This window comes from Fibrobacterota bacterium, assembly GCA_019509785.1.
Classification (GTDB): Bacteria; Fibrobacterota; Fibrobacteria; order UBA11236; family UBA11236; genus Chersky-265.
Genome location: JAEKLQ010000023.1, coordinates 59,143 through 77,259, shown reverse-complemented (window position 1 = coordinate 77,259; position 18,117 = coordinate 59,143). Strand labels below are relative to the sequence as shown.

Annotated in this window: 20 protein-coding genes; 8 read left to right on the top strand and 12 right to left on the bottom strand. The window is 63.5% G+C overall.

Annotated features, from left to right (window positions below; genetic code table 11):
- Positions 1-25 precede the first annotated feature (25 nt).
- Positions 26-982, bottom strand: coding sequence for a decaprenyl-phosphate phosphoribosyltransferase (locus JF616_02860; GenBank protein MBW8886675.1), 957 nt, complete (start codon positions 980-982; stop codon positions 26-28).
- Positions 970-2,307 carry an FAD-binding oxidoreductase gene (locus JF616_02855; protein ID MBW8886674.1) on the bottom strand — a complete coding sequence of 446 codons (1,338 nt, stop codon included), beginning with the start codon at positions 2,305-2,307 and terminating at the stop codon, positions 970-972. The genes JF616_02860 and JF616_02855 overlap by 13 nt, the downstream gene beginning before the upstream one ends.
- 96 nt (positions 2,308-2,403) lie before the next feature.
- Here JF616_02855 and JF616_02850 point away from each other — a divergent pair, with 96 nt between their 5' ends.
- The 3 genes from JF616_02850 to JF616_02840 all read left to right on the top strand — a co-directional run bounded on the left by JF616_02850 (position 2,404) and on the right by JF616_02840 (position 4,694).
- A complete protein-coding gene (locus JF616_02850; GenBank protein MBW8886673.1) occupies positions 2,404-3,108 on the top strand; it encodes a urate hydroxylase PuuD in 705 nt (234 codons plus the stop codon).
- 10 nt (positions 3,109-3,118) lie between these two features.
- Complete coding sequence (locus tag JF616_02845; protein ID MBW8886672.1) at positions 3,119-3,526, top strand: cytochrome c; 408 nt, start codon at positions 3,119-3,121, stop codon at positions 3,524-3,526.
- A gap of 70 nt (positions 3,527-3,596) precedes the next feature.
- Entirely contained in the window at positions 3,597-4,694 is a 1,098-nt protein-coding gene (locus JF616_02840; protein MBW8886671.1) for a hypothetical protein, read from the top strand.
- Here the strand turns inward: JF616_02840 and JF616_02835 are convergent.
- Positions 4,683-5,750, bottom strand: a complete 1,068-nt coding sequence (locus tag JF616_02835) for a 3-hydroxyacyl-CoA dehydrogenase (GenBank protein ID MBW8886670.1) — start codon at positions 5,748-5,750, stop codon at positions 4,683-4,685. The two genes, JF616_02840 and JF616_02835, sit on opposite strands and share 12 nt — an antisense overlap.
- 122 nt (positions 5,751-5,872) lie before the next feature.
- Between JF616_02835 and JF616_02830 the strand changes: the two genes are divergently transcribed.
- Positions 5,873-6,508 carry a superoxide dismutase gene (locus JF616_02830; protein ID MBW8886669.1) on the top strand — a complete coding sequence of 212 codons (636 nt, stop codon included), beginning with the start codon at positions 5,873-5,875 and terminating at the stop codon, positions 6,506-6,508.
- Between the two features lie 6 nt (positions 6,509-6,514).
- Here JF616_02830 and JF616_02825 read toward each other — a convergent pair whose 3' ends face one another.
- The 4 genes from JF616_02825 to JF616_02810 all read right to left on the bottom strand — a co-directional run bounded on the left by JF616_02825 (position 6,515) and on the right by JF616_02810 (position 10,902).
- Complete coding sequence (locus JF616_02825) at positions 6,515-8,269, bottom strand: hypothetical protein (GenBank protein MBW8886668.1); 1,755 nt, start codon at positions 8,267-8,269, stop codon at positions 6,515-6,517.
- 246 nt (positions 8,270-8,515) lie between these two features.
- Positions 8,516-9,346, bottom strand: coding sequence for an RNA polymerase sigma factor RpoD/SigA (locus JF616_02820; protein MBW8886667.1), 831 nt, complete (start codon positions 9,344-9,346; stop codon positions 8,516-8,518).
- Between the two features lie 108 nt (positions 9,347-9,454).
- Entirely contained in the window at positions 9,455-9,781 is a 327-nt protein-coding gene (locus JF616_02815) for a DUF971 domain-containing protein (GenBank protein ID MBW8886666.1), read from the bottom strand.
- A gap of 8 nt (positions 9,782-9,789) precedes the next feature.
- The gene (locus JF616_02810; GenBank protein MBW8886665.1) at positions 9,790-10,902 is read right to left on the bottom strand and encodes an Mrp/NBP35 family ATP-binding protein; all 1,113 of its coding nucleotides are present in this window, start codon (positions 10,900-10,902) and stop codon (positions 9,790-9,792) included.
- Between the two features lie 75 nt (positions 10,903-10,977).
- Between JF616_02810 and JF616_02805 the strand changes: the two genes are divergently transcribed.
- Positions 10,978-12,273 carry a nucleotide sugar dehydrogenase gene (locus JF616_02805; GenBank protein ID MBW8886664.1) on the top strand — a complete coding sequence of 432 codons (1,296 nt, stop codon included), beginning with the start codon at positions 10,978-10,980 and terminating at the stop codon, positions 12,271-12,273.
- Positions 12,274-12,311: 38 nt separating this feature from the next.
- On the opposite strand, the gene JF616_02800 is transcribed toward JF616_02805, so the two are convergent.
- Entirely contained in the window at positions 12,312-12,671 is a 360-nt protein-coding gene (locus JF616_02800) for a hypothetical protein (protein MBW8886663.1), read from the bottom strand.
- A 310-nt stretch (positions 12,672-12,981) separates the two neighbouring features.
- Here JF616_02800 and JF616_02795 point away from each other — a divergent pair, with 310 nt between their 5' ends.
- The 3 genes from JF616_02795 (at position 12,982) to JF616_02785 (ending at position 14,795) form a co-directional block, all read left to right on the top strand.
- Entirely contained in the window at positions 12,982-13,995 is a 1,014-nt protein-coding gene (locus JF616_02795; GenBank protein MBW8886662.1) for an NAD-dependent epimerase, read from the top strand.
- Positions 13,996-14,059: 64 nt separating this feature from the next.
- Positions 14,060-14,239: a hypothetical protein gene (locus JF616_02790; GenBank protein MBW8886661.1), complete on the top strand. Its 180-nt coding sequence runs from the start codon at positions 14,060-14,062 to the stop codon at positions 14,237-14,239.
- Complete coding sequence (locus JF616_02785) at positions 14,229-14,795, top strand: hypothetical protein (protein MBW8886660.1); 567 nt, start codon at positions 14,229-14,231, stop codon at positions 14,793-14,795. The genes JF616_02790 and JF616_02785 overlap by 11 nt, the downstream gene beginning before the upstream one ends.
- On the opposite strand, the gene JF616_02780 is transcribed toward JF616_02785, so the two are convergent.
- From JF616_02780 to JF616_02765, 4 genes are all read right to left on the bottom strand, one after another.
- Positions 14,775-15,482, bottom strand: coding sequence for an SIS domain-containing protein (locus JF616_02780; protein MBW8886659.1), 708 nt, complete (start codon positions 15,480-15,482; stop codon positions 14,775-14,777). The genes JF616_02785 and JF616_02780 overlap by 21 nt on opposite strands.
- Before the next feature lie 150 nt (positions 15,483-15,632).
- Positions 15,633-15,833 (bottom strand): hypothetical protein, encoded by a 201-nt coding sequence (locus JF616_02775; GenBank protein MBW8886658.1) that lies wholly within the window; start codon positions 15,831-15,833, stop codon positions 15,633-15,635.
- A gap of 10 nt (positions 15,834-15,843) precedes the next feature.
- The gene (locus JF616_02770) at positions 15,844-16,278 is read right to left on the bottom strand and encodes a hypothetical protein (protein MBW8886657.1); all 435 of its coding nucleotides are present in this window, start codon (positions 16,276-16,278) and stop codon (positions 15,844-15,846) included.
- The gene (locus tag JF616_02765) at positions 16,278-18,101 is read right to left on the bottom strand and encodes a carbamoyltransferase (protein MBW8886656.1); all 1,824 of its coding nucleotides are present in this window, start codon (positions 18,099-18,101) and stop codon (positions 16,278-16,280) included. Before JF616_02765 ends, JF616_02770 begins: the two co-directional genes overlap by 1 nt.
- Positions 18,102-18,117 lie beyond the last annotated feature (16 nt).

The window sequence follows — 18,117 nt, the reverse complement described above, 5'->3', positions numbered from 1 at the left end:
GAGCGCAAAGATTGCCGACGATGCGTCAATCGGCCAATAAAAGCAGGCTTACGACCACGTATACCGCGCATGCGAGCAGAAGCGGAATGTCCTTGCGCACGTCGGCTACGGTATTTTCGCCGTAACCCTTTTCCATTACCAGATACAGGTAGCGGAATAATCCGAACAAGGCGATGGGCAAGGTATAGATGAGTCGCGCATGGGGATGGACCAGCGCGGTGCGTGGGCTGGTGGTGTAGAGGCCGTAGGTGATCACCGTGGAGGCCAAGGTGATGGCGAGCAAGGTGCGCAGGAACTCGGGGGAATAGCTGCGCAAGACTTCCCGCTTCGCCTCCAACGGCCGCACGGGATCGACGCGTTCCGCGTAACGCTTGGAGAACCCCAAGAACAGGCTCAGGTTCAGGGTGCAGAGCAGGAACCATTCCGATGGCTCTACCCCGATGCCCCAGGTTCCTGCCAACAAGCGCAGCAGGAAGCCGGCGGCGATGCAGAATACGTCCAGCAGCACCATGCGTTTGAGGATCCGGGAATACAAGGCATTGACCAAGCCGTATGCGAAGAGGCAAACCTGCAATCGCGGGCCGGCGATCATTCCCGCTCCCAGCGCCGCCGCTCCCAGCGCCGCCGCAAGGGCGAAGGCCGTCGCGGCGGACACCCTTCCCGATGCCACCGGCCGAAGGCGCTTGCGCGGATGCAGGCGATCTTCGTCCGCGTCGAGGGCGTCATTGAAGGCGTATACGGCGCTGGCGGCCAGGCAGAAGGCGACGAAGGCGGCGCCCGCGGCCCGCAACACCTCGGGATCGCGCCAATCCTTGGCGAAGAAGGCGCCGGCCAATACGAATATGTTCTTGAACCAATGCGATGGCCGCGCCAGTTCGACCAGGGCCCGCCAAAGCGGGGACGGTAAACCCGCGGGCGAAAAGGCCGACGCGTCGGAGGAGGACGCCTCGGGGCCGCGTCCGGAAGGGCTCAGACCTGCCATAGCCCTAGCCTTTGCGCCAGGCGGGAATCGCAGCGGCGGCCGCCGCCCGCTTCGGGATTGTAATGGCGCACGGTCGCCATGAAGGCGGGAGCCTCCGGGTACATGGCGCGGAAGGCCGCCGGCGAAAGGCGCGCGTCCTTGGTCAGGTACACCCGGCCGCCATGGCGGATCACCAATTCGTCGAGGCGATCCAGGGCCGCCAAGGTGGCGGGCCCGCGGTAGGGCACGTCCAGGGCCAAGGTATAGCCGCGCTTGCAGAAGGGAAGCAGCGCCTCATCATCGCCGCAGCGCTTGAGCACCGAGAGGAAGGCCCCCAGGCGCTCGCGGGCCAATAGATCCAGGACTTCCGCCATCCCCGCTTCGCCGTTGGGATCGGGTATGGCGCATTGGTATTGGAAAAAGCCCCGCCGTCCGTAGAGCCGGTTCCAGTCGCGGATGCGATCGAGAGGATAGAAGAAGGCCTCCAAAGGCTCCCGGGAACGGCCCGCGCGGGAGAAGCGGTAGAAGAGCCCGTTGAAAGCGGTCAGGGCCGGGCGGTTGAAGGCGAACCCCGGCAGAGCGAAGGGCACGGCCAGGGCGCGCCGCGGGCGCAGCGCCAAATCGGGGCCCGGCTGTCTGCCGCTCGGGGCGGCGTGGTTGCCGAGCATCAGCACGCCACGCCCCAGGCTGCGCCCTCGCGCCAGCGTGTCCAGCCAGGCTACGGAGTACTCGTACGCGTGGTCGTGCCTCGCGAAGAGCGCGAACATCGCTGCCAAATCGGGCGCGCGCAGGCGTAGGGCCTCGACTTGGGCGGTCGCCACCCGTACCAGCCGCAGCTTGGCCCGCACGATGAAGCCGGTGAGGCCGTAGCCCCCCACGGTGGCGCGGAAAAGATCGGGGCGTTCGGAAGGGGAACAGGTGAAGGTCCCGATAGGGGTGGCCACCTCCGCTTCGATCACGAATCGCTCGATCGATCCCGCGCGATGGTGATTCTTGCCGTGGACGTTGCTGGCCAAGGCCCCGCCTAAGGTCACGTCCATGGTACCCGGGGTTACGGGGAGGAAAAATCCCCGCGGCAAAACGAGGGCCAAAAGGGTCTTGAAGGTTACGCCCGCCTCGGCATCCACCACGCCCGCGGCGGCATCGAAGGAGAGAATACGCTGGAAGCGGCGGGAATTGACGGCGCGGTGGCCGGAAGCGGGCAAACCCGCATCCCCGTAGCTGCGCCCGCGGCCGCGGGGCAGGTAAGGCGATCCGATCAGATCCGATAGCCCGGCCCGGCCGTCGGGCTCCATCTCTTCGACGGAAAAGCGGGGGCGGCCTCCCCATCCGGACAATTCCCGCATGACCGTTATTATACGGAGATTCCCGGCAAGGAATGCACGCGGCATTGTCAAAATGTCCTGATTGGTTATATTTCGCCGTCATTCACGGAGGTATCGATGCAATGGGCTCTATTCAGCTTTGACGGGTTGTTATTCCTGCTTCGTTGGGGTCACTTCATTTTCGGCATCGCCTGGATCGGCATGCTCTGGTACTTCAACTTCGTGCAAGGCCCGTTCTTCGCGAAAGCGGATGCGTCGACCAAGACCGAAGCCACCAAGGGCCTCGTGCCGCTCGCGCTCTGGTATTTCCGTTGGGGCGCCATGGGCACCCTCCTGACCGGCTGGCTCATCATCATCCTGCGCGGCAGCCAGGGCGGCCACGACATCTTCATGACCAACTGGGGCGCCACCATCATGACCGGCGCCATCCTCGGCACCATCATGTGGTTCAACGTCTGGTTCGTGATCTGGCCCCGCCAGAAGAAAATCATCGCCTCGGCCAATGGCGAGAAGGTGGAGAACCTGCCCGCCCTCGCGCGCCGCGCCTTCCTGGCCTCCCGCACCAATACCCTCATGTCCATTCCCTTGCTGTTCTTCATGGGCGCCGCCAGCCATCTGGCCATCGCCGTGGATCCCGCCAAGGTGGGGATGTGGCTGGGCGTCGTGGTCGTGATCGCCGGCCTTCTGGAAGCCAACGCATTGCTGGCCGACAAGGGCGCCACCACCAAGCTCATCGAAAAGCCCGTGGGCGTCATCCACATGGGATTGTTGCTCGCCATAGTCTTCTACGTCCTGGCCGAAGTCATCCTGCATCCTCGCTAAGGAGGCCCTTTTGCCCGCATCCCATCATTCCGAAGGCGTCCCCCGTGGGCGCCTTTCCTTTTTGCGGCCGGCCCGGCTGATCGCCCGCGCCGTGGCCGCGGCCTTCCTGGTGGCCTGCGTTTTGCAATTGTGGACCGCTTGCAATAAGAAGGAAGCGGCCGGAGGCGATTCGGACGTAGCCATGGGCCGCGCCATATTCATGTCCCACTGCATCGCCTGCCATAACGTGGATCCCTCCCGGGACGGGTCCCTGGGCCCCGCCATCAAGGGCTCGTCCCTGGAGCTGGTGCAGGCGCGCGTCATGCGGGGGGAGTATCCTCCCGGTTACACCCCCAAGCGGACCACCCACATCATGGTGAAGCTCCCGATCACCGATGAGGACGTGGCGAAGATCCACAAGTTCCTGAATGCTCCGTGACCCTAGCGCGGATGCCGCGTGGCTATAGCGTGGATGCGCGTTGACCTTGGCGTGGAAGCGCCCTGACCCGATGGCCGACGCGCCTTCCCGCCCCGGACGCTTTTGGCCGCTGTTCCTGCCGCTGGCGGCCATCCTCTTGCATTTCTATTACGGGTCCATGGACTTCGCGGCCCATCCCGAGGCCGACGCCAAGTTCTACGTGACCATGAGCTCGGGCGGCCCCGCATCGGTACCGGCGCCTTACGGCTACCGGATCCTGGGGCCTTGGCTGGCCGGCGCCATGCCGATCGACGTGCATCTGGCGTTTCGCGTGCTGACCGACGCCGCAGCCGCCGGCTGCGCGCTCGCGCTCTATCTCCTTTTGATCGCTTTCGGCAACCCGGCCGCGGCCGCGGGCATCACGGTGATCCTTTGGCTGCTCAACAAATACCTGGCCGGTTTCGAGATTTGGAATTTCTACCAGCTGGACGATTTGCTGGCCCTCCTCGGGATGCTCGTCGCCCTGTTGGCCTTCGAACGCAAGCGGTGGTTCCTGTTGGCCGGGGCTTTCCTGGCGGGCATACTCGCGCGCGAAGCGCCCATCCTGCTTCTGCCGGGTTTCGCCATCGCGGCCTGGATGCGCAAATCCGGTCGGCGGGAATGGATCGCGCTCGGGCTTGCGCTCGTCCCCGGCCTCCTGGCGGCGGCCTGGATGCGCGCCCACTACCGGCTCCCCGCCGAAGCGGGCTACCTGGGGCTTCTCAAGCTCTATGGGATTAAATGGTTCTCGCCGGTGACGCCGGCACGGTACTTCGTGAACGCGTGGATCCCCATTTCCTTTTTGCCCTGGGTGTTCTTCCGGGACACCCGCGAATTCCTGCGGCGCCGTCCCGATCTCCTCGCCCTGGGGGCGGGAACCCTTTTCGCCGCGTCCCTGGGCGGCGATATGGAAAGGCTACTGCTGCCCGCCATCCCCCTGGTTTACGCCGTGGCGGCGCATCTCCTCGCGCAGCGCCCCCGCCTGGCTCCCGGCCTGGTGGCCTGCGCCGTGATCTCCCTGCCCCACCACATGTTCGGCCCCTGGATCCTTCCCAATCGGAACTGGACCCTTTTCTTCAGCCTGCTGGGGACGGCCTTGGCGGCGGCCTGGGCGTTCCGGGTGACCAGAAAACCTAGTCTAGCGGAATAGGCCGGGAATCGGGAAGAAGGCCTGGAAGGTTCGGCCGTCCTGGACGGGCGCCCTGCGTTGCCCCAAGGCATCGACGCGGGCCTCGATGGCGCGCGCGGCCGTCCCGCGCCGGATCGGTAAGGACGGCAGGGAGACGGGTTGCGTCCCGGCAGCGGGCACGAAGCAGATGCCGGTCAGGGTCGCGCCGGCGCGCGCGGGAATGACCGCTTCCTTTCCCGTCCCGTCGAGATTGGCGCGCCACACGGCCCCGGTCCCCGATTCCGTCGTGAACAACTTCCCTCCCGCCAAATCCAAGGCGATGCCGATGGGCGTATTGAGGCCGCGCATCAGGGTCTCGATGTCCTTCCGCGTCGCCGCCGTCTGCCCCGCCGGGATTTCGATGCCCGCCCGATGCACCGTGCCCTCGTCGCGATCGGTCCAATAGATCTGCTTTTTGCCCAGGTCGATGCCGACGTCGATGGGCTGGTCCAAGCCCGAGATCAAGGTCTCCACGTCCGTGCGTTTGGCGGCGGTTTGGCCCGCGGGCGGCATGGCCATGGGCGCCCGCTTGAGGGTGCCGCCATCCTTCTCGCTGAAATAGAACACGCCGCCGGCCGTATCCAGGGCCATGCCCACGGGATGGTCCACGCCCGAGATGAGGACTTCGTTCTGGCTCCCGTCCAGGTTGCACCGTTGGATTTTCAGCCCGTCGCGATCGCTCCAATAGGCTTTGCCATGGATGAGGTCCAATTGGATTTGCTTCGCGAAATAGGTGCCGGCCTTGGGCACCACGTATTCCACTTTCGATCCGTCCAGGTTGGAACGCTGCACGCTGCCATTGCCGCCCGAACCCATGTTGGTCCAATAAATCTTGCCGGCAACCGCATCGACCGCCACGCCGTCGGGGCCGTCGTTCAAGGGGACCAGGGTCTTGGCGTCGGAGCCGTCGGCGTTGGCGGAATGCAAGCCGGTGAATTCGAGCCAGTAGATACGGGCTTGCGGGGCCGCGCCCCACGCCATCCCGGCGGCGCAGAGGCAGGCCAGGAAAAGGCGCAAGGGGCGGGAAGGGACGGGCATGCCGCCAATATAGCCCGGAACCGGGCGATACGGGCGGGTTTCAGGGCATCGAAATCGTTGCGCCCCGACCCGCCAACCCGTATTTTCCCCCCTACTCCTTCAACCTATCCACGGAGACCGAAATGGCCTATTCCCTTCCTCCCCTCCCCTATGCCCTCGACGCCTTGGAGCCCTTCTACGACAAGGCCACTTTGGAAGTCCATTATGGCAAGCATCATGCCGCCTACGTGGAGAAATTGAACGCCGCCCTGGCCGGCGAAACCTTCTTCGAAGGCAGAGCCATCGAGGAGGTGCTGGCCGATCTGGATGCGGTGCCGTCCGCGAAGCGCCGGGCCGTGATCAACTTCGGCGGTGGCCATGCCAACCACAGCCTATTCTGGATCACCATGGGTCCGGGTAAGGGCGGCGAACCTAAGGGCCGCATCGCCCAGGCCATCCAGAAGGAGTTCAAATCCTTCGCCGATTTCAAAAAGCAATTCACCGCCCAGGCCCTGGACCTGTTCGGCAGCGGTTGGACCTTCCTGACCCAGGACCAGGAAGGCAAGCTGCATATCCGTAATCTCGCCAACCAGGACAGCCCCATCAGCCTGCTTGAGAAACCATTATTATTGGTTGATTTGTGGGAGCATGCGCATTACCTGAAGTGGAAGAACAAGCGCGCGGATTGGGTGGATACCTGGTGGAGCCTGGTCGCGTGGGACCAGGTGGAACGCTTGTACGCGGAGGAGCCGGCCTGGTTCGTGGAGCAGCCGGCGTAGCCGCCTTTACTTCCAGGTATCGTCGCGCAGGAACACTGCCAGATCGCAGAGACGGCGGTTTTGCGGCAGGAAGTCCCGGCCCATGCGGACCAGGCGCACGCGATGGTCTTCGCCCTGGAACTGGGCCATGAACTCGAAGGTGTCGTCGTTCTCCCAGATGGCGCCTTGGAATGCCTTAAAGCCGTTGCACTTGGCTTCGCCCGTGCCCTTGCCTTCGCCGGAGATCTTGGCCTTGGTCGTGATCACCCGCCCGAAGAGGTCGCTCGAAACGCCCCCGCTGTCGGTGACCCAGGCGCGCACGCCCCATAGCTTTCCCTGGCGGAAGGCCAGCAGGTATTCGTGGCGGACCCCTTCCTGATCGAACACGTCGAGGAGGTTGCCGTTGGCCAAGGTGCGGAAGATCTTCTTGGGGTAAGCCTGGCGGAGTTCGGTGGGCGTGCTGCCCCAGGGTACGCTGTAGGTGCCGAGCAAGGCGATGCTGCCCGGTATGACCACCGGAGCTTGTTCGTCCGCGGTCGGGCCCGCGGATTTGCGGGCGGGAACTCCCCCGGTCGGCGCGGCTTGGCGCACCAGCGCCTGATAGGCGGCATCGCGCTTTTCGGCCAGGCCGGGGAGCACGGGATCGTATTTGAGGCTGGAGTCGAAGGCTTCGGTGGCCATCCCGAAAAGGCCGCGCCGGTAATAGGCCTGCCCCAGGGCCATCCACAGCGGCGGGTTCTGCGGATGCTGGCGGGCCAGGGGATCGAGCAAGGAGATGGCGAAGGCGGCCTCGGCGTCCGGCGCCGCGTTCCCTTCGCGGCTCGCGGGCTTCCAGCCCAGGGTGGTCAGGGCCTCACGGAAATCGGGATTGCCGGGATCCTTGGTTTGCCAGGCGCGGTAGAGGGAGTCGGCCTTGGCCAGGAATCCTCGGCTCTCCCACAGCCAGCCTTGCACCAAAGCCATTTGCCCGCTATGGACGCCGCGCTCTTCCCCGTATTCCAATGCCATGCGCGCGCTGTCTTCGGCTCCGCCTTGGAAGAACAAGGCCGCCAGCAAATCGATGGGCTCGTGTTCGGCGGTGGGCAAGGCCGATGCCGGCCCCTGCTTGTAGGCCTCCGGGTCGGATTCCAGGAGGCCGATGGCCATGCGGAAGTTGAGGCGGGCGGTGCGCGCCTCGCCGCGCTGCGCATGCACGCGCCCCAGGCCCACGTAGGGAAAGGCGAACTGAGGCGAGACGCGCACGGCGCGCGCGTAATGGGCTTCGGCCGAGTCGGGTTGTCCCAGGGCCTCGCAGACGCGGCCGGCCGCGTACTGCCCGAAGGGATGGACGCTGTCGGCGGCCAAGGCCGCGCGGTAGGCCGTTTGCGCGGCGACGAGATCGCCGCCTTCCCTCCCCGCCGCTTCCAGCAGGGCATAGGCGGCCAAGGCATGCGGCAAAGGGTATTCGGGATGTTGCTTGCGTAATTCGCCCAAGCCGGCGGCGGCCTGGCCGGCTTGGCCGGCGTTCAGGGCGTCCAACGCCTTACGGTAGCCGGCGCGATCGGGATCGCTCCAACGGCGCATTTCCTTGATGCCGGCGAAGTCGCGGCCGCGGGAAATGTTCCGGGCGGCGTCCAGCCCGAAGGCCGATTCCTTGATCCGCACCGTTCCGAAGGAGGCGAATCGGGAGAGGCCGAAGCCGGCGGCCAAGCCTATGAGGCCGGCCAGCACGGTGGAAGAAGGCAGTAACCAGGCACGGCGGGGCGCGCCTTCGGGCCCTTCCCCTTGGCGGCGCGGCTGCACACGCCTTTCCTGGTTGCGCCGATCGGAAATGCGGCGGTCGGTCCGCTCGCGGCGCTCCGAGCGCTCGCGTTCCTCGGGCCCTGGATCCGCGCTCGATTGGATGAATTCCTCTTCCCCCATATCAGCCGATTATAGCATTATGGATTTTTGGGGATCCGCAAGGAAAGGACGGGCCGGAGAGAGGGCGGAGGGCGATTTCAGCGAATGGCGGGGCGCGGGACCGCAGGGCGGGGCCGCAGGGCGGGGTCAGTTTTCGGAGACGAAGGGCATCAGCTTGTCCTTCGACTCCTTGGAGCGGAGCAGCTTGCGGAGGGATTTGTTCTTGATCTGGCGCACGCGTTCGCGCGTCAGCTTCAGTTCCTTGCCGATTTCGTCCAAGGTGAACTCGCGGGAATAGTTGATGCCGTAGTACATGCGCAGCACCTTCTCCTCGCGTTCGGACATCTGCCCGAGCACCGAATCGATGACGCGCGAGAGCTCCGCCTTCTCGTTGTCGGGCTCTTGGTTGCCCTCGTTGCCGAGCACGTCCATCAGGGTGGTGACCGGATCGCGGCCGTCGCTCTCCGCGCCCAGGGGCGCGTTCAGGGAGACGTCGGCGATCTTCTCCATGATCTCGGCGATTTCCTGCTCGTACTCGACGAAGTCGGGAAGCGAGATGGTCTTCTCGTAATCGCCGCCGTTCTGGACCAGCGCCTTCTTGAAGCGGTTGACCATGGCCAGCTTGTTGGGGGGCACGCGCACGGCGCCCACCTGTTCGAACAGCGCCTTCTGGATCGATTGGCGGATCCACCAGACGGCATAGGAGATGAACTTGACTTCGCGGGAAGGATCGTAACGCTTGGCGGCCTTATAGAGTCCGAGGTTGCCTTCGTTGATCAGCTCGAGAAGCGAAAGCCCTTTGCCCTGGTAGCGCCGGGCGATGGAAACCACGAAGCGCAGGTTGCCCAGGATGAGGCGATGCATGGATTTGGAATCGCCCCTCTTGATGCGTTGCACCAAGTCCTTCTCCTCATCCGGCGTGATGATGGCATGCCGATAGAGATCGCGGAAATAGAGCTGTTCGTTTTGATCGACCAATGCTGTGCGACTCCCCCGCCAAAAGCGATATCGTCCGTCTAATCTACAATTCTAAGTCGGCGTCCCTCAAGCCTTTGCAAGGGGAGGGCCTATTCCCCGTCGGTGCCGTCAGGGGCCGGGGCTTAACTTCCTCAAGTAATCGTAGGCGTAGATCCCCGTCTTGTGGCCATCGGACCAGTGGATGGCCATCGCGTAGCGGCCCACCGAGATCAGGCGTACGGGGTGGATGTCCTTGGGGATGCGGGCTTCGTCCAGCATCTTCTCGCCGGTCCATTCGTTCACGCAGGCTGCGCAGGGGCAGGCGGACCGCAAGAAACGGGCTGGGTAGCGCGAGATCGATCCGTCGTTCCATGCGACGACCAGGATATCGGGTTCGGCGCGGGACAAGGAGGTGGGTGCGATAACCTTCGCGAAGGATTGCTGGGGATCGGCCATAGTTCGTTTCAAGCGCTCGCTTTCGGGAGGCTGTCCCAGGCGTAGTCGAATTCCCCCAGGACCCCGCTCTGGGCCGCGGACAAGACCGAGAGTTCGGAGGCGAGGAGCCCGGCGATGCGGCGGTAGGCCGCGGCTGATTCCGATGCGGGGTTCTTCTCTACGATGGGCAGCCCCGCGTCCCCGCCTATGGCCACTTCGGGCTCGATGGGGATTTCCCCGAGGAACGGGACGCCCAGGGACTGGGAGATGCGCCGACCGCCCCCCTGCCGGAAGATGTAATGCTTCTTCTCGCAGTTGTCGCAGATGAAGTAGCTCATGTTCTCGATGATGCCGAGTACGGGCACGGAGACCTTCTGGAACATCTTGAGGCCCTTTTTGGCGTCCAGCACGGACACGTCCTGCGGCGTGGTCACGATGACGCCGCCGGATATGGGAGCGCTCTGGGTAAGGGTCAATTGCACGTCGCCGGTGCCCGGGGGCATGTCGATGAGCAGATAGTCGAGGGAGCCCCAGACTACGTTGTGGACGAAGTTCTGGATCATCTGGGAGACCATGGGGCCGCGCCAAATGACCGGCTTCTCATCGTCGGCGAACATGGCCATGGAGACGATCTTGATGCCGTTGACCACCACCGGATGCAACTTCTGCTTGTCGTCCAGGACCGGGGACTCGCGTACCTGGAACATCATGTTCATCGAGGGGCCGTAGATGTCGGCATCGAGTACGCCTACCTGGGCGCCAGTCTGGGCCAATGCGACCGCCAGATTAGCCGTCGCCGTGGACTTGCCCACCCCCCCCTTGCCCGAGGCCACGGCTATCACGTGGCGTACGTCCTTGAGCAGATCGGTCTTTTTCGAGGTGGAGGTGCGGGTTACCTGGGCCGTCATGTTGACGTCTACGGAGGTCACCCCGGGGATGGCGTTGACGGCCTGGATGCATTGGGCCTTGAGGTCCTCTTTTACCGGGCAGGCGGGAGTGGTCAACTGGACGTCGAATTTCACCGCCCCGCCGGTGATCTTCAAATTCTTGACGAAGTCAAGCGCGACGATATCCTTATCCAAGTCGGGATCGTTTACGCTTCTTAAGGCTTCCAGGACTTGGTTTTCGGATACGGCGGGCATGGGGGGACAAAATATAGCTTTCCGATTCTATCTTAGAAACCGCTCTGTGGTTCGGGTTACGGAAAGGAAACGGGAATGAGCAAGAATCGTCAAATCGCCGTGGTCGGCCTCGGTTATGTGGGCATGCCCATCGCGGTTTACTTCGGACGGGTCCAGCGCGTCATCGCGTTCGATATCAACCCCCAGCGCATCGATGAGCTCAAGCGCAATATCGACCGCAACCACGACGTGAACTCGGAAGAGATCGCGAAGTCGACGGTGGATTGGACCTTGGATGCCGCCCGCATCAAAGAAGCCGATTTCGTCATCGTCACCGTGCCCACGCCGGTGGACACCGCCAACCGCCCCGATCTCACGCCGCTCAAGAAGGCATCCCTCACGGTCGGCCGCAACCTCAAGAAGGGCGCCATCGTGGTCTACGAGTCCACCGTTTATCCCGGCGCGACCGAGGAAGATTGCGTTCCAGTCCTGGAGAAGGAATCGGGGATGAAATGCGGGGTGGACTTCAAGGTGGGCTACTCCCCCGAGCGCATCAACCCCGGCGACCATGAGCATACCTTCACCCGCATCACCAAGGTGGTTTCCGGCATGGATGCGGAGACGCTGGACATCGTGGCGGAGACCTATTCCCAGGTGGTGACCGCAGGCGTGTTCAAGGCCTCGTCCATCAAGGTGGCGGAAGCGGCCAAGGTCATCGAAAACACCCAACGCGATCTGAACATTTCCCTGGTGAACGAATTGTCGGTGATTTTCCATCGCCTCGGCATCGACACGAGCGACGTCCTGGCCGCGGCCGGCACCAAATGGAACTTCCTCAAGTTCCAACCGGGGCTGGTGGGCGGGCATTGCATCGGAGTCGATCCTTACTATCTCACCCATAAGGCCGAGCAGGTGGGCTATATCCCGCAGGTGATCCTGGCGGGCCGCCGCATCAACGATAGCATGGGCCGCTTCATCGCCCGCGAGATGACCAAGGAACTCCTGAAGCTGGGCAATGTCAGCTTCGACGGCAACCGCCCGGTCATCACCGTGCTGGGCCTTACCTTCAAGGAAAACGTTTCCGACATCCGCAACACCAAGGTGGTGGACATCATCGCCGAGCTGCGTAGCTTCGGTTTCGAAGTGCAGGTGACCGATCCGATGGCCTACCCGGAAGAGGCCAAACACGAATACGGCGAGGATCCCATTCCGTTGGATAAGCTGAAACCGGCCGTGGCCGTGGTGCTAGCGGTCGCCCACGATCAATTCAAGAAGGAAGGTTGGGCGTTGCCCCAGCGCCTTCTGAGGGGCGGCAAGGGAGTGGTCGCGGACATCAAGAACCTGTTGCCGCGCGACAAGATTCCGGCGGGCATCACCCTCTGGCGGCTATAGCCCTGCAGGGTTGTGGCCCTATCCTCAGGGTTCCAGCCCTATCCCTCTTCTTCCCCCACTGCCGCGCGAGCTTGCCGCTTGATCTTCAGGCTGGCAAGCCTCTCTTCCTCTAAGCTGATTTCGCGCTTCAGAATCTCGACAACATAGGTCCTGAATTTGGCGGCCCGCATGCGGGCCAATGCCTTCAGTTTCATCACGTCCGTGCTGCTGATCCGCATGCTGATGCGGATATCCTTCCGCTGTTCCTTGGCCCATTCCCGGTAAAGGTCGATTTCGGTCCGAGGCCTGCGCCCGTACGCCGCCCGACGCAAGGCTTCCTTGAATTCCGCATCCGTGCGTGGTTTACCGGGGCGGTACTCGTCCTCCATCCAATCCCATCCGAACTCTCTTTCCGTCACGATTCCTCCCTTTCATATCCCCCGGCGCATTGGGGTCTAAAACCGTGGCGCGCCATTGGAGCTACATCCGGCGCTCCAATGGCGCGCCCGCTCAGTACGTCAATCCGCTGTATCCGAAGGCATCAAGCCAACGTTCGGCGCTACTTTGGCGCGCCGAATGGCGCTCCATTGGCGCGCCAGCCCTTTCTGTAGTGCACCTACCCCGCCCCATGGCATCCGCAAACCCGAAGCGACAACGGCCATTCATTTTAACCCTCTCCAACAATCCCCGAAGTGCGGACGGCCACGTTCTTTTTTACGTTTTCCTTCCATGCCCGAAACCCTGCTCATTACCGGCGCGGCCGGATTCATCGGATTCCATCTCAGCAAGCTTTGCCTGGAACGCGGGCACACCGTGGTGGGCTTGGATTGCGTCAACGACTACTACGATCCCGCCTTGAAGCAGGCCCGATTGGCGCAGCTCACTCCCGACAGCCGGTTCACTTTCGAAAAGGCGCAACTGGAGGACAAGGCGGCCATCGAGCGGATCTTCGTTACCTACCGCCCGACCAGGGTGGTGAACCTGGCCGCCCAGGCAGGCGTGCGCTACAGCATCGAAAACCCGCGGGCCTATATCGATGCGAATATCGTGGGCTTCCTGAACATCCTGGAGGCCTGCCGCTACCACAAGGTGGAGCACTTAGCCTATGCCTCGAGCAGTTCGGTGTACGGCGCCAACACCACCTTGCCCTTCTCCATCCACCATAACGTGGATCATCCTTTGAGCCTCTACGCGGCGTCTAAGAAGGCCAACGAGTTGATGGCCCACACCTACAGCAACCTGTTCGCGCTGCCCACCACGGGCCTGCGCTTCTTCACCGTCTACGGGCCCTGGGGCCGCCCCGACATGGCCCTCTTCATCTTCACCAAGAATATCCTGGCCGGCAAACCCATCGACGTTTTCAACGGCGGCCACCACCGGCGCGACTTCACCTACGTGGACGACATCGTCGAAGGCGTTTACCGGGTGACCTTCAATACCGCCAAGCCCAATCCCGATTGGAGCGGGGCGCATCCGGACCCGGGCACTTCCAAGGCGCCGTACCGCATCTACAATATCGGCAACAGTTCCCCGGTGGAATTGATGCACTACATCCACACGCTAGAGGACAAGCTGGGGAAGAAGGCGCAAATCAACATGCTCCCCTTGCAGCCGGGCGATGTGCCGGAAACCGCCGCCGATGTCTCCGATCTCGTGCGGGACGTGGGCTTCAAGCCCGCGACCACGGTGGAGACGGGGATCGGGCGCTTCGTGGAATGGTACCGGGGCTACTACAAGGTCTGAAAACGGGAGCGGTCTAAGCGGAACCGGGCTTCCTTCTCAGGTCAAAACGCGGTATCTTTAAGCCATGCTGTCCAAGAACGCGGATTTCCTGAAGGCGGGCCTGATCGAGCAGGCGCGCAGGCTAACGCCGGCCCAGCGGCTGGATCTCTTCGTAGAGCATTCCAAGCTCATGCGCAAACTGCGAGAAATGGGGGAACGCCGTCGCGGGGCAACCGCCATATCGAAATACCCAGATGAGCAATAAGTTCGCCGACTCCCCGCATCTCCTAGCCGCAATAGGAAAAGTTCTGGATGAGGCCGGGGCAAACTGGGCCGTAATCGGCGCGATGGCTGTTGCTTACCATGGATGGGTACGAGCCAGTTTGGACGCGGATGCCCTGCTCAGTTTACGCGGGAGCACATTCGACATCGACCAGCTTGCGGAACGTCTCAGAAGCAATGGTTTTCAAACCGAATTGAGAATGGGCGAACCCGGTGATCCCCTTGGATTCGTGGTTAGGATCAAGGATGAAGCCGGCAACCAAGCGGATTTGATCGGCGGAATAAGAAAGCTCGAATCGGTATTCTGGGACAGGGTGATTGAAGAGAGCTGGGACGGGATGCGCTTGCGAATCGCTTCCGCCGAAGATCTCATCGCGCTCAAGCTCTACGCTGGAGGCCCAAAGGATCTAGAAGACGCCGAAGGGGTTCTTCGCGTGCAAGCGGGCCGTCTTGATCTCGATTTGATCCGTAAGCTCTGCAAAGGGTTCGGGGCCCGGTCCGCTAAGGCTTGCGAGCGTCTATTGGCGAAGACGACGTGAGGCGCGTTCCGGAGTAGTACGCGGCGCCCAATCCTGAGGACGATCGTCCCCTCGGGTTTGCTCGGCAGACTTAGGCCGATCGTCCGCCTTAGGCCGCCCATCCGCGGAAGCCGCTTCCGCATAATTCTCCGGGAACATCTCCCGCTCCACCCCTTCGATCAGGATGTGCAGGACCTGCATGTGGATTTCCTGGATGCGATCGGAATTCAGCCCTGGGACGATGATCTCGAGGTCGCCCTGTCCTTTAAGGGCGCCGCCCTCCCTGCCCAACAGCAACAGGATTTTCAAGCCGGCGCGGCGGGCCGCGATGGCCGCCTTCACCACGTTGGGCGAGTTACCGCTGGTCGATAACAACACCAGCATATCGCCCGGCTTCCCGTAGGCTTCCACCCCGCGGGCGAATACTTCGTCCCATCCGTAATCGTTGGCCACGCAGGTCAAGTGGCCCGACTCCATGAGCGGGATGACCGGCAGCGGCCGGCGTTCCTTGCGGAAGCGGCCGGTGAACTCTTCGGCGAAATGCAGGGCGTCGCAAGCCGAACCCCCGTTGCCGCAGGCCAGCACCTTGTTCCCGGCGGAAAAGCAAGCCGCCAAGGCCGCCGACATGGACGCCATGGCGGCGATGTTTTCCTCATGGCCGAGGAAATCCTCCAAAGCCCTCAAGCCTTCCGCCAGCGAAGCGCGCATGCAGGCGCGTAATTCCGATGAGTCCATTGCAACGTCCCGGTTACCCCTATTATCCGTTGCGGCGGACCCGGGAAGCCAGCGCCGCGGGGCCGGCAACGGCTTCGGGAATGGGGTCTTAGGCTCCGGAAAGGGGCCTTAGCGGCCGGGGGGCTAGAAAAGCGTGTAAATGAAGGGGGCGAGGGCGGTATGTTGGCCCGCCAGCAGGAGCAGTCCGCCGATCAGGATCAGCATGACGATGAGCGGGATAAGCCACCACTTCTTGTTCTCGCGGATGAATCCGAAGAATTCCGACCAAAGCCCCGGGTTCTGGAGCTCGTCTTCGGGCGACGGCGGGGACGGTTTGCGGGCCATGGGTTTCCCTTCAATATTGCCGGAGCAGGCCCTCGCGCTCGGTCCGCTTGGACACGGGCGCGCGCCAGTAGGTGGGGGCCTTGGGATCGGGCTTGAGCCCGAGCGGATCGCGGCGGCGCAGGCGGGATAGGAGTCCGAAAGGGGTCACCACCAGGAAATACAAAACGCCCAACACCAGCGGCGAGACGATGCGCCCCAGGGCATCGCCCAAAGCCGTCCAGGCGCGATGGATTCCCCGGGCCCGCTCCCCGAGGGCCAAACAGCATAGTCCCGCGGCCGCGAAGGCGGCGGCGGCCTGCCAGGGCCAATGACCCGCACGGGCCTTCCAGGCGGAAAGGGCGAAGAGGATGAGGGCCGCCGCCAGGAAGATGAGCCCTAAGCGGCGGACTTCGGCGGCGGTGACGGGGCGGGCGTATTTCGCGCCGGTTCCAACGGGATTCGTCATCAATCCGACTCCGGCCGCGCCGCCATGGCTTCCGCCTCGGGCAAGCGCGGCTGTTCGGATTTCCGGACCACGAAATTCCCCATCACCAGCAGATCCAATCCGGTGCGCATGAAACAAAGATAGGCATCGTAGGGCGTGCAGACGATGGGCTCGCCGCGCACGTTAAAGCTGGTGTTCACCAGCACCGGGCAGCCGGTCTTGCGTTCGAAGGCGCGCAGCAAACGGTGGAAGGAAGGATTGCGCTCCGCATCCACGGTCTGCACCCGCGCCGAGCCGTCCACGTGGGTCACGGCGGGAATGGCCCCGCGCACCGACTTCAGCATGTCGAAGCCATGCACGTCCGCGGGCACGGGCGCGCCCCGCTTGTCCTCGCGCACGGGCGCGGTGAAAAGCATGTAGGGCGAATCCGTCTGAAGGCCGAACCATTCTTCCGCGCGTTCGCGCAGCACGGCGGGGGCGAAGGGCCGGAAGCCTTCGCGGAACTTGATGCGCAGATTGATTTCGCGCTGCATCTCCGGGCGGCGCGCATCGGCCAGGATGCTGCGGGCCCCCAGGGCGCGCGGGCCGAACTCCATGCGTCCCTGGAACCAGCCGATCACCTCTCCCTGGGACAAAGCCTCGGCCGCCGTATCGTATAGATCTTCGCCGGCGAAACGGCGGTAGGGCGCGCCGCGCTCGCGCAGGAGAGCCTCGATGGCATGGTCTTCATAGGCCGGCCCCAACAAGGCGCCGCGCATGGAGTCCTGCGGATCGGGCGCGCGTGCGTTGCCGCGGAAGCGGTGATGGGCCAACAGGGCCGCGCCTAAAGCGCCCCCCGCATCGCCCGCGGCCGGCTGGATCCAAATCCGATCGAAGCGCCCGGAACGCAAGAGCTTTCCGTTGGCCACGCAATTCAAGGCCACCCCGCCCGCCAGGCACAGGTTGCGCGATCCGGTGAGGCCGGCGGCCTGACGGCAAATACGCATCACCGCGAGCTCGATCACTTCCTGAACCGATCGCGCCAGGTCCATCTCGCGCTGCGTCAAAGGCGACTCGGGCTTGCGCGGCGGCCCTCCGAACAATCGGTGGAAGCGCGCATTGGTCATGGCCAGGCCGCCCAGGTAACCGAAATATCCCATGTTGAGGCGGAAGGATCCGTCCTCGCGGAGGTCGATGAGGTTGTCCAGGATGGTTTTTACGTACTTAGGGTCGCCATAGGGCGCCAAACCCATCAGCTTGTATTCCCCCGAGTTCACCTTGAAGCCGGCGTAATAGGTGAAGGCCGAGTAGAGCAGCCCCAGGCTATGCGGAAAACGGATCTCGGAGAGGATCTCGAAGTCGTTGCCCTTGCCGTGGGCGATGGTCGTGGTCTGCCATTCGCCCACGCCGTCGAGGGTGACCACCGCGGCCTCCTCGAAGGGCGAAGGCAGGAAGGCGCTGGCGGCATGGGATTCGTGGTGCATGGGGAACAGGATGCGGCCTTGGTAGCCGAGATGTTTCTTAAGGGCGTTCCGCATCCATAATTTGCCGCCGGCCCAAGCGGGCAAGGCGGATCGGAAGGAGGGCAGGCCTTTAGGGGCTACCGCGAGCCAGGTATCGACGATGCGGTCGAAGAATTTCAGGAAGGGCTTATCGTAGAAGGCGACCAGCCCTACGTCGGCGATGGAGATGCCGGCCTCGCGCAGGCAGTAGGCGACCGCGCGCTCGGGGAAGGCGTCGTCGTGGCGCTTGCGGGTGAAGCGCTCTTCCTGGGCGGCCGCGACGATGGCTCCGTCCTTGAGGAGGGCGGCGGCGGAGTCGTGGTAAAAGCAGGAGAGGCCGAGGATGAAGGGGGAAGACGCCATTCTCTTCGGAATTATA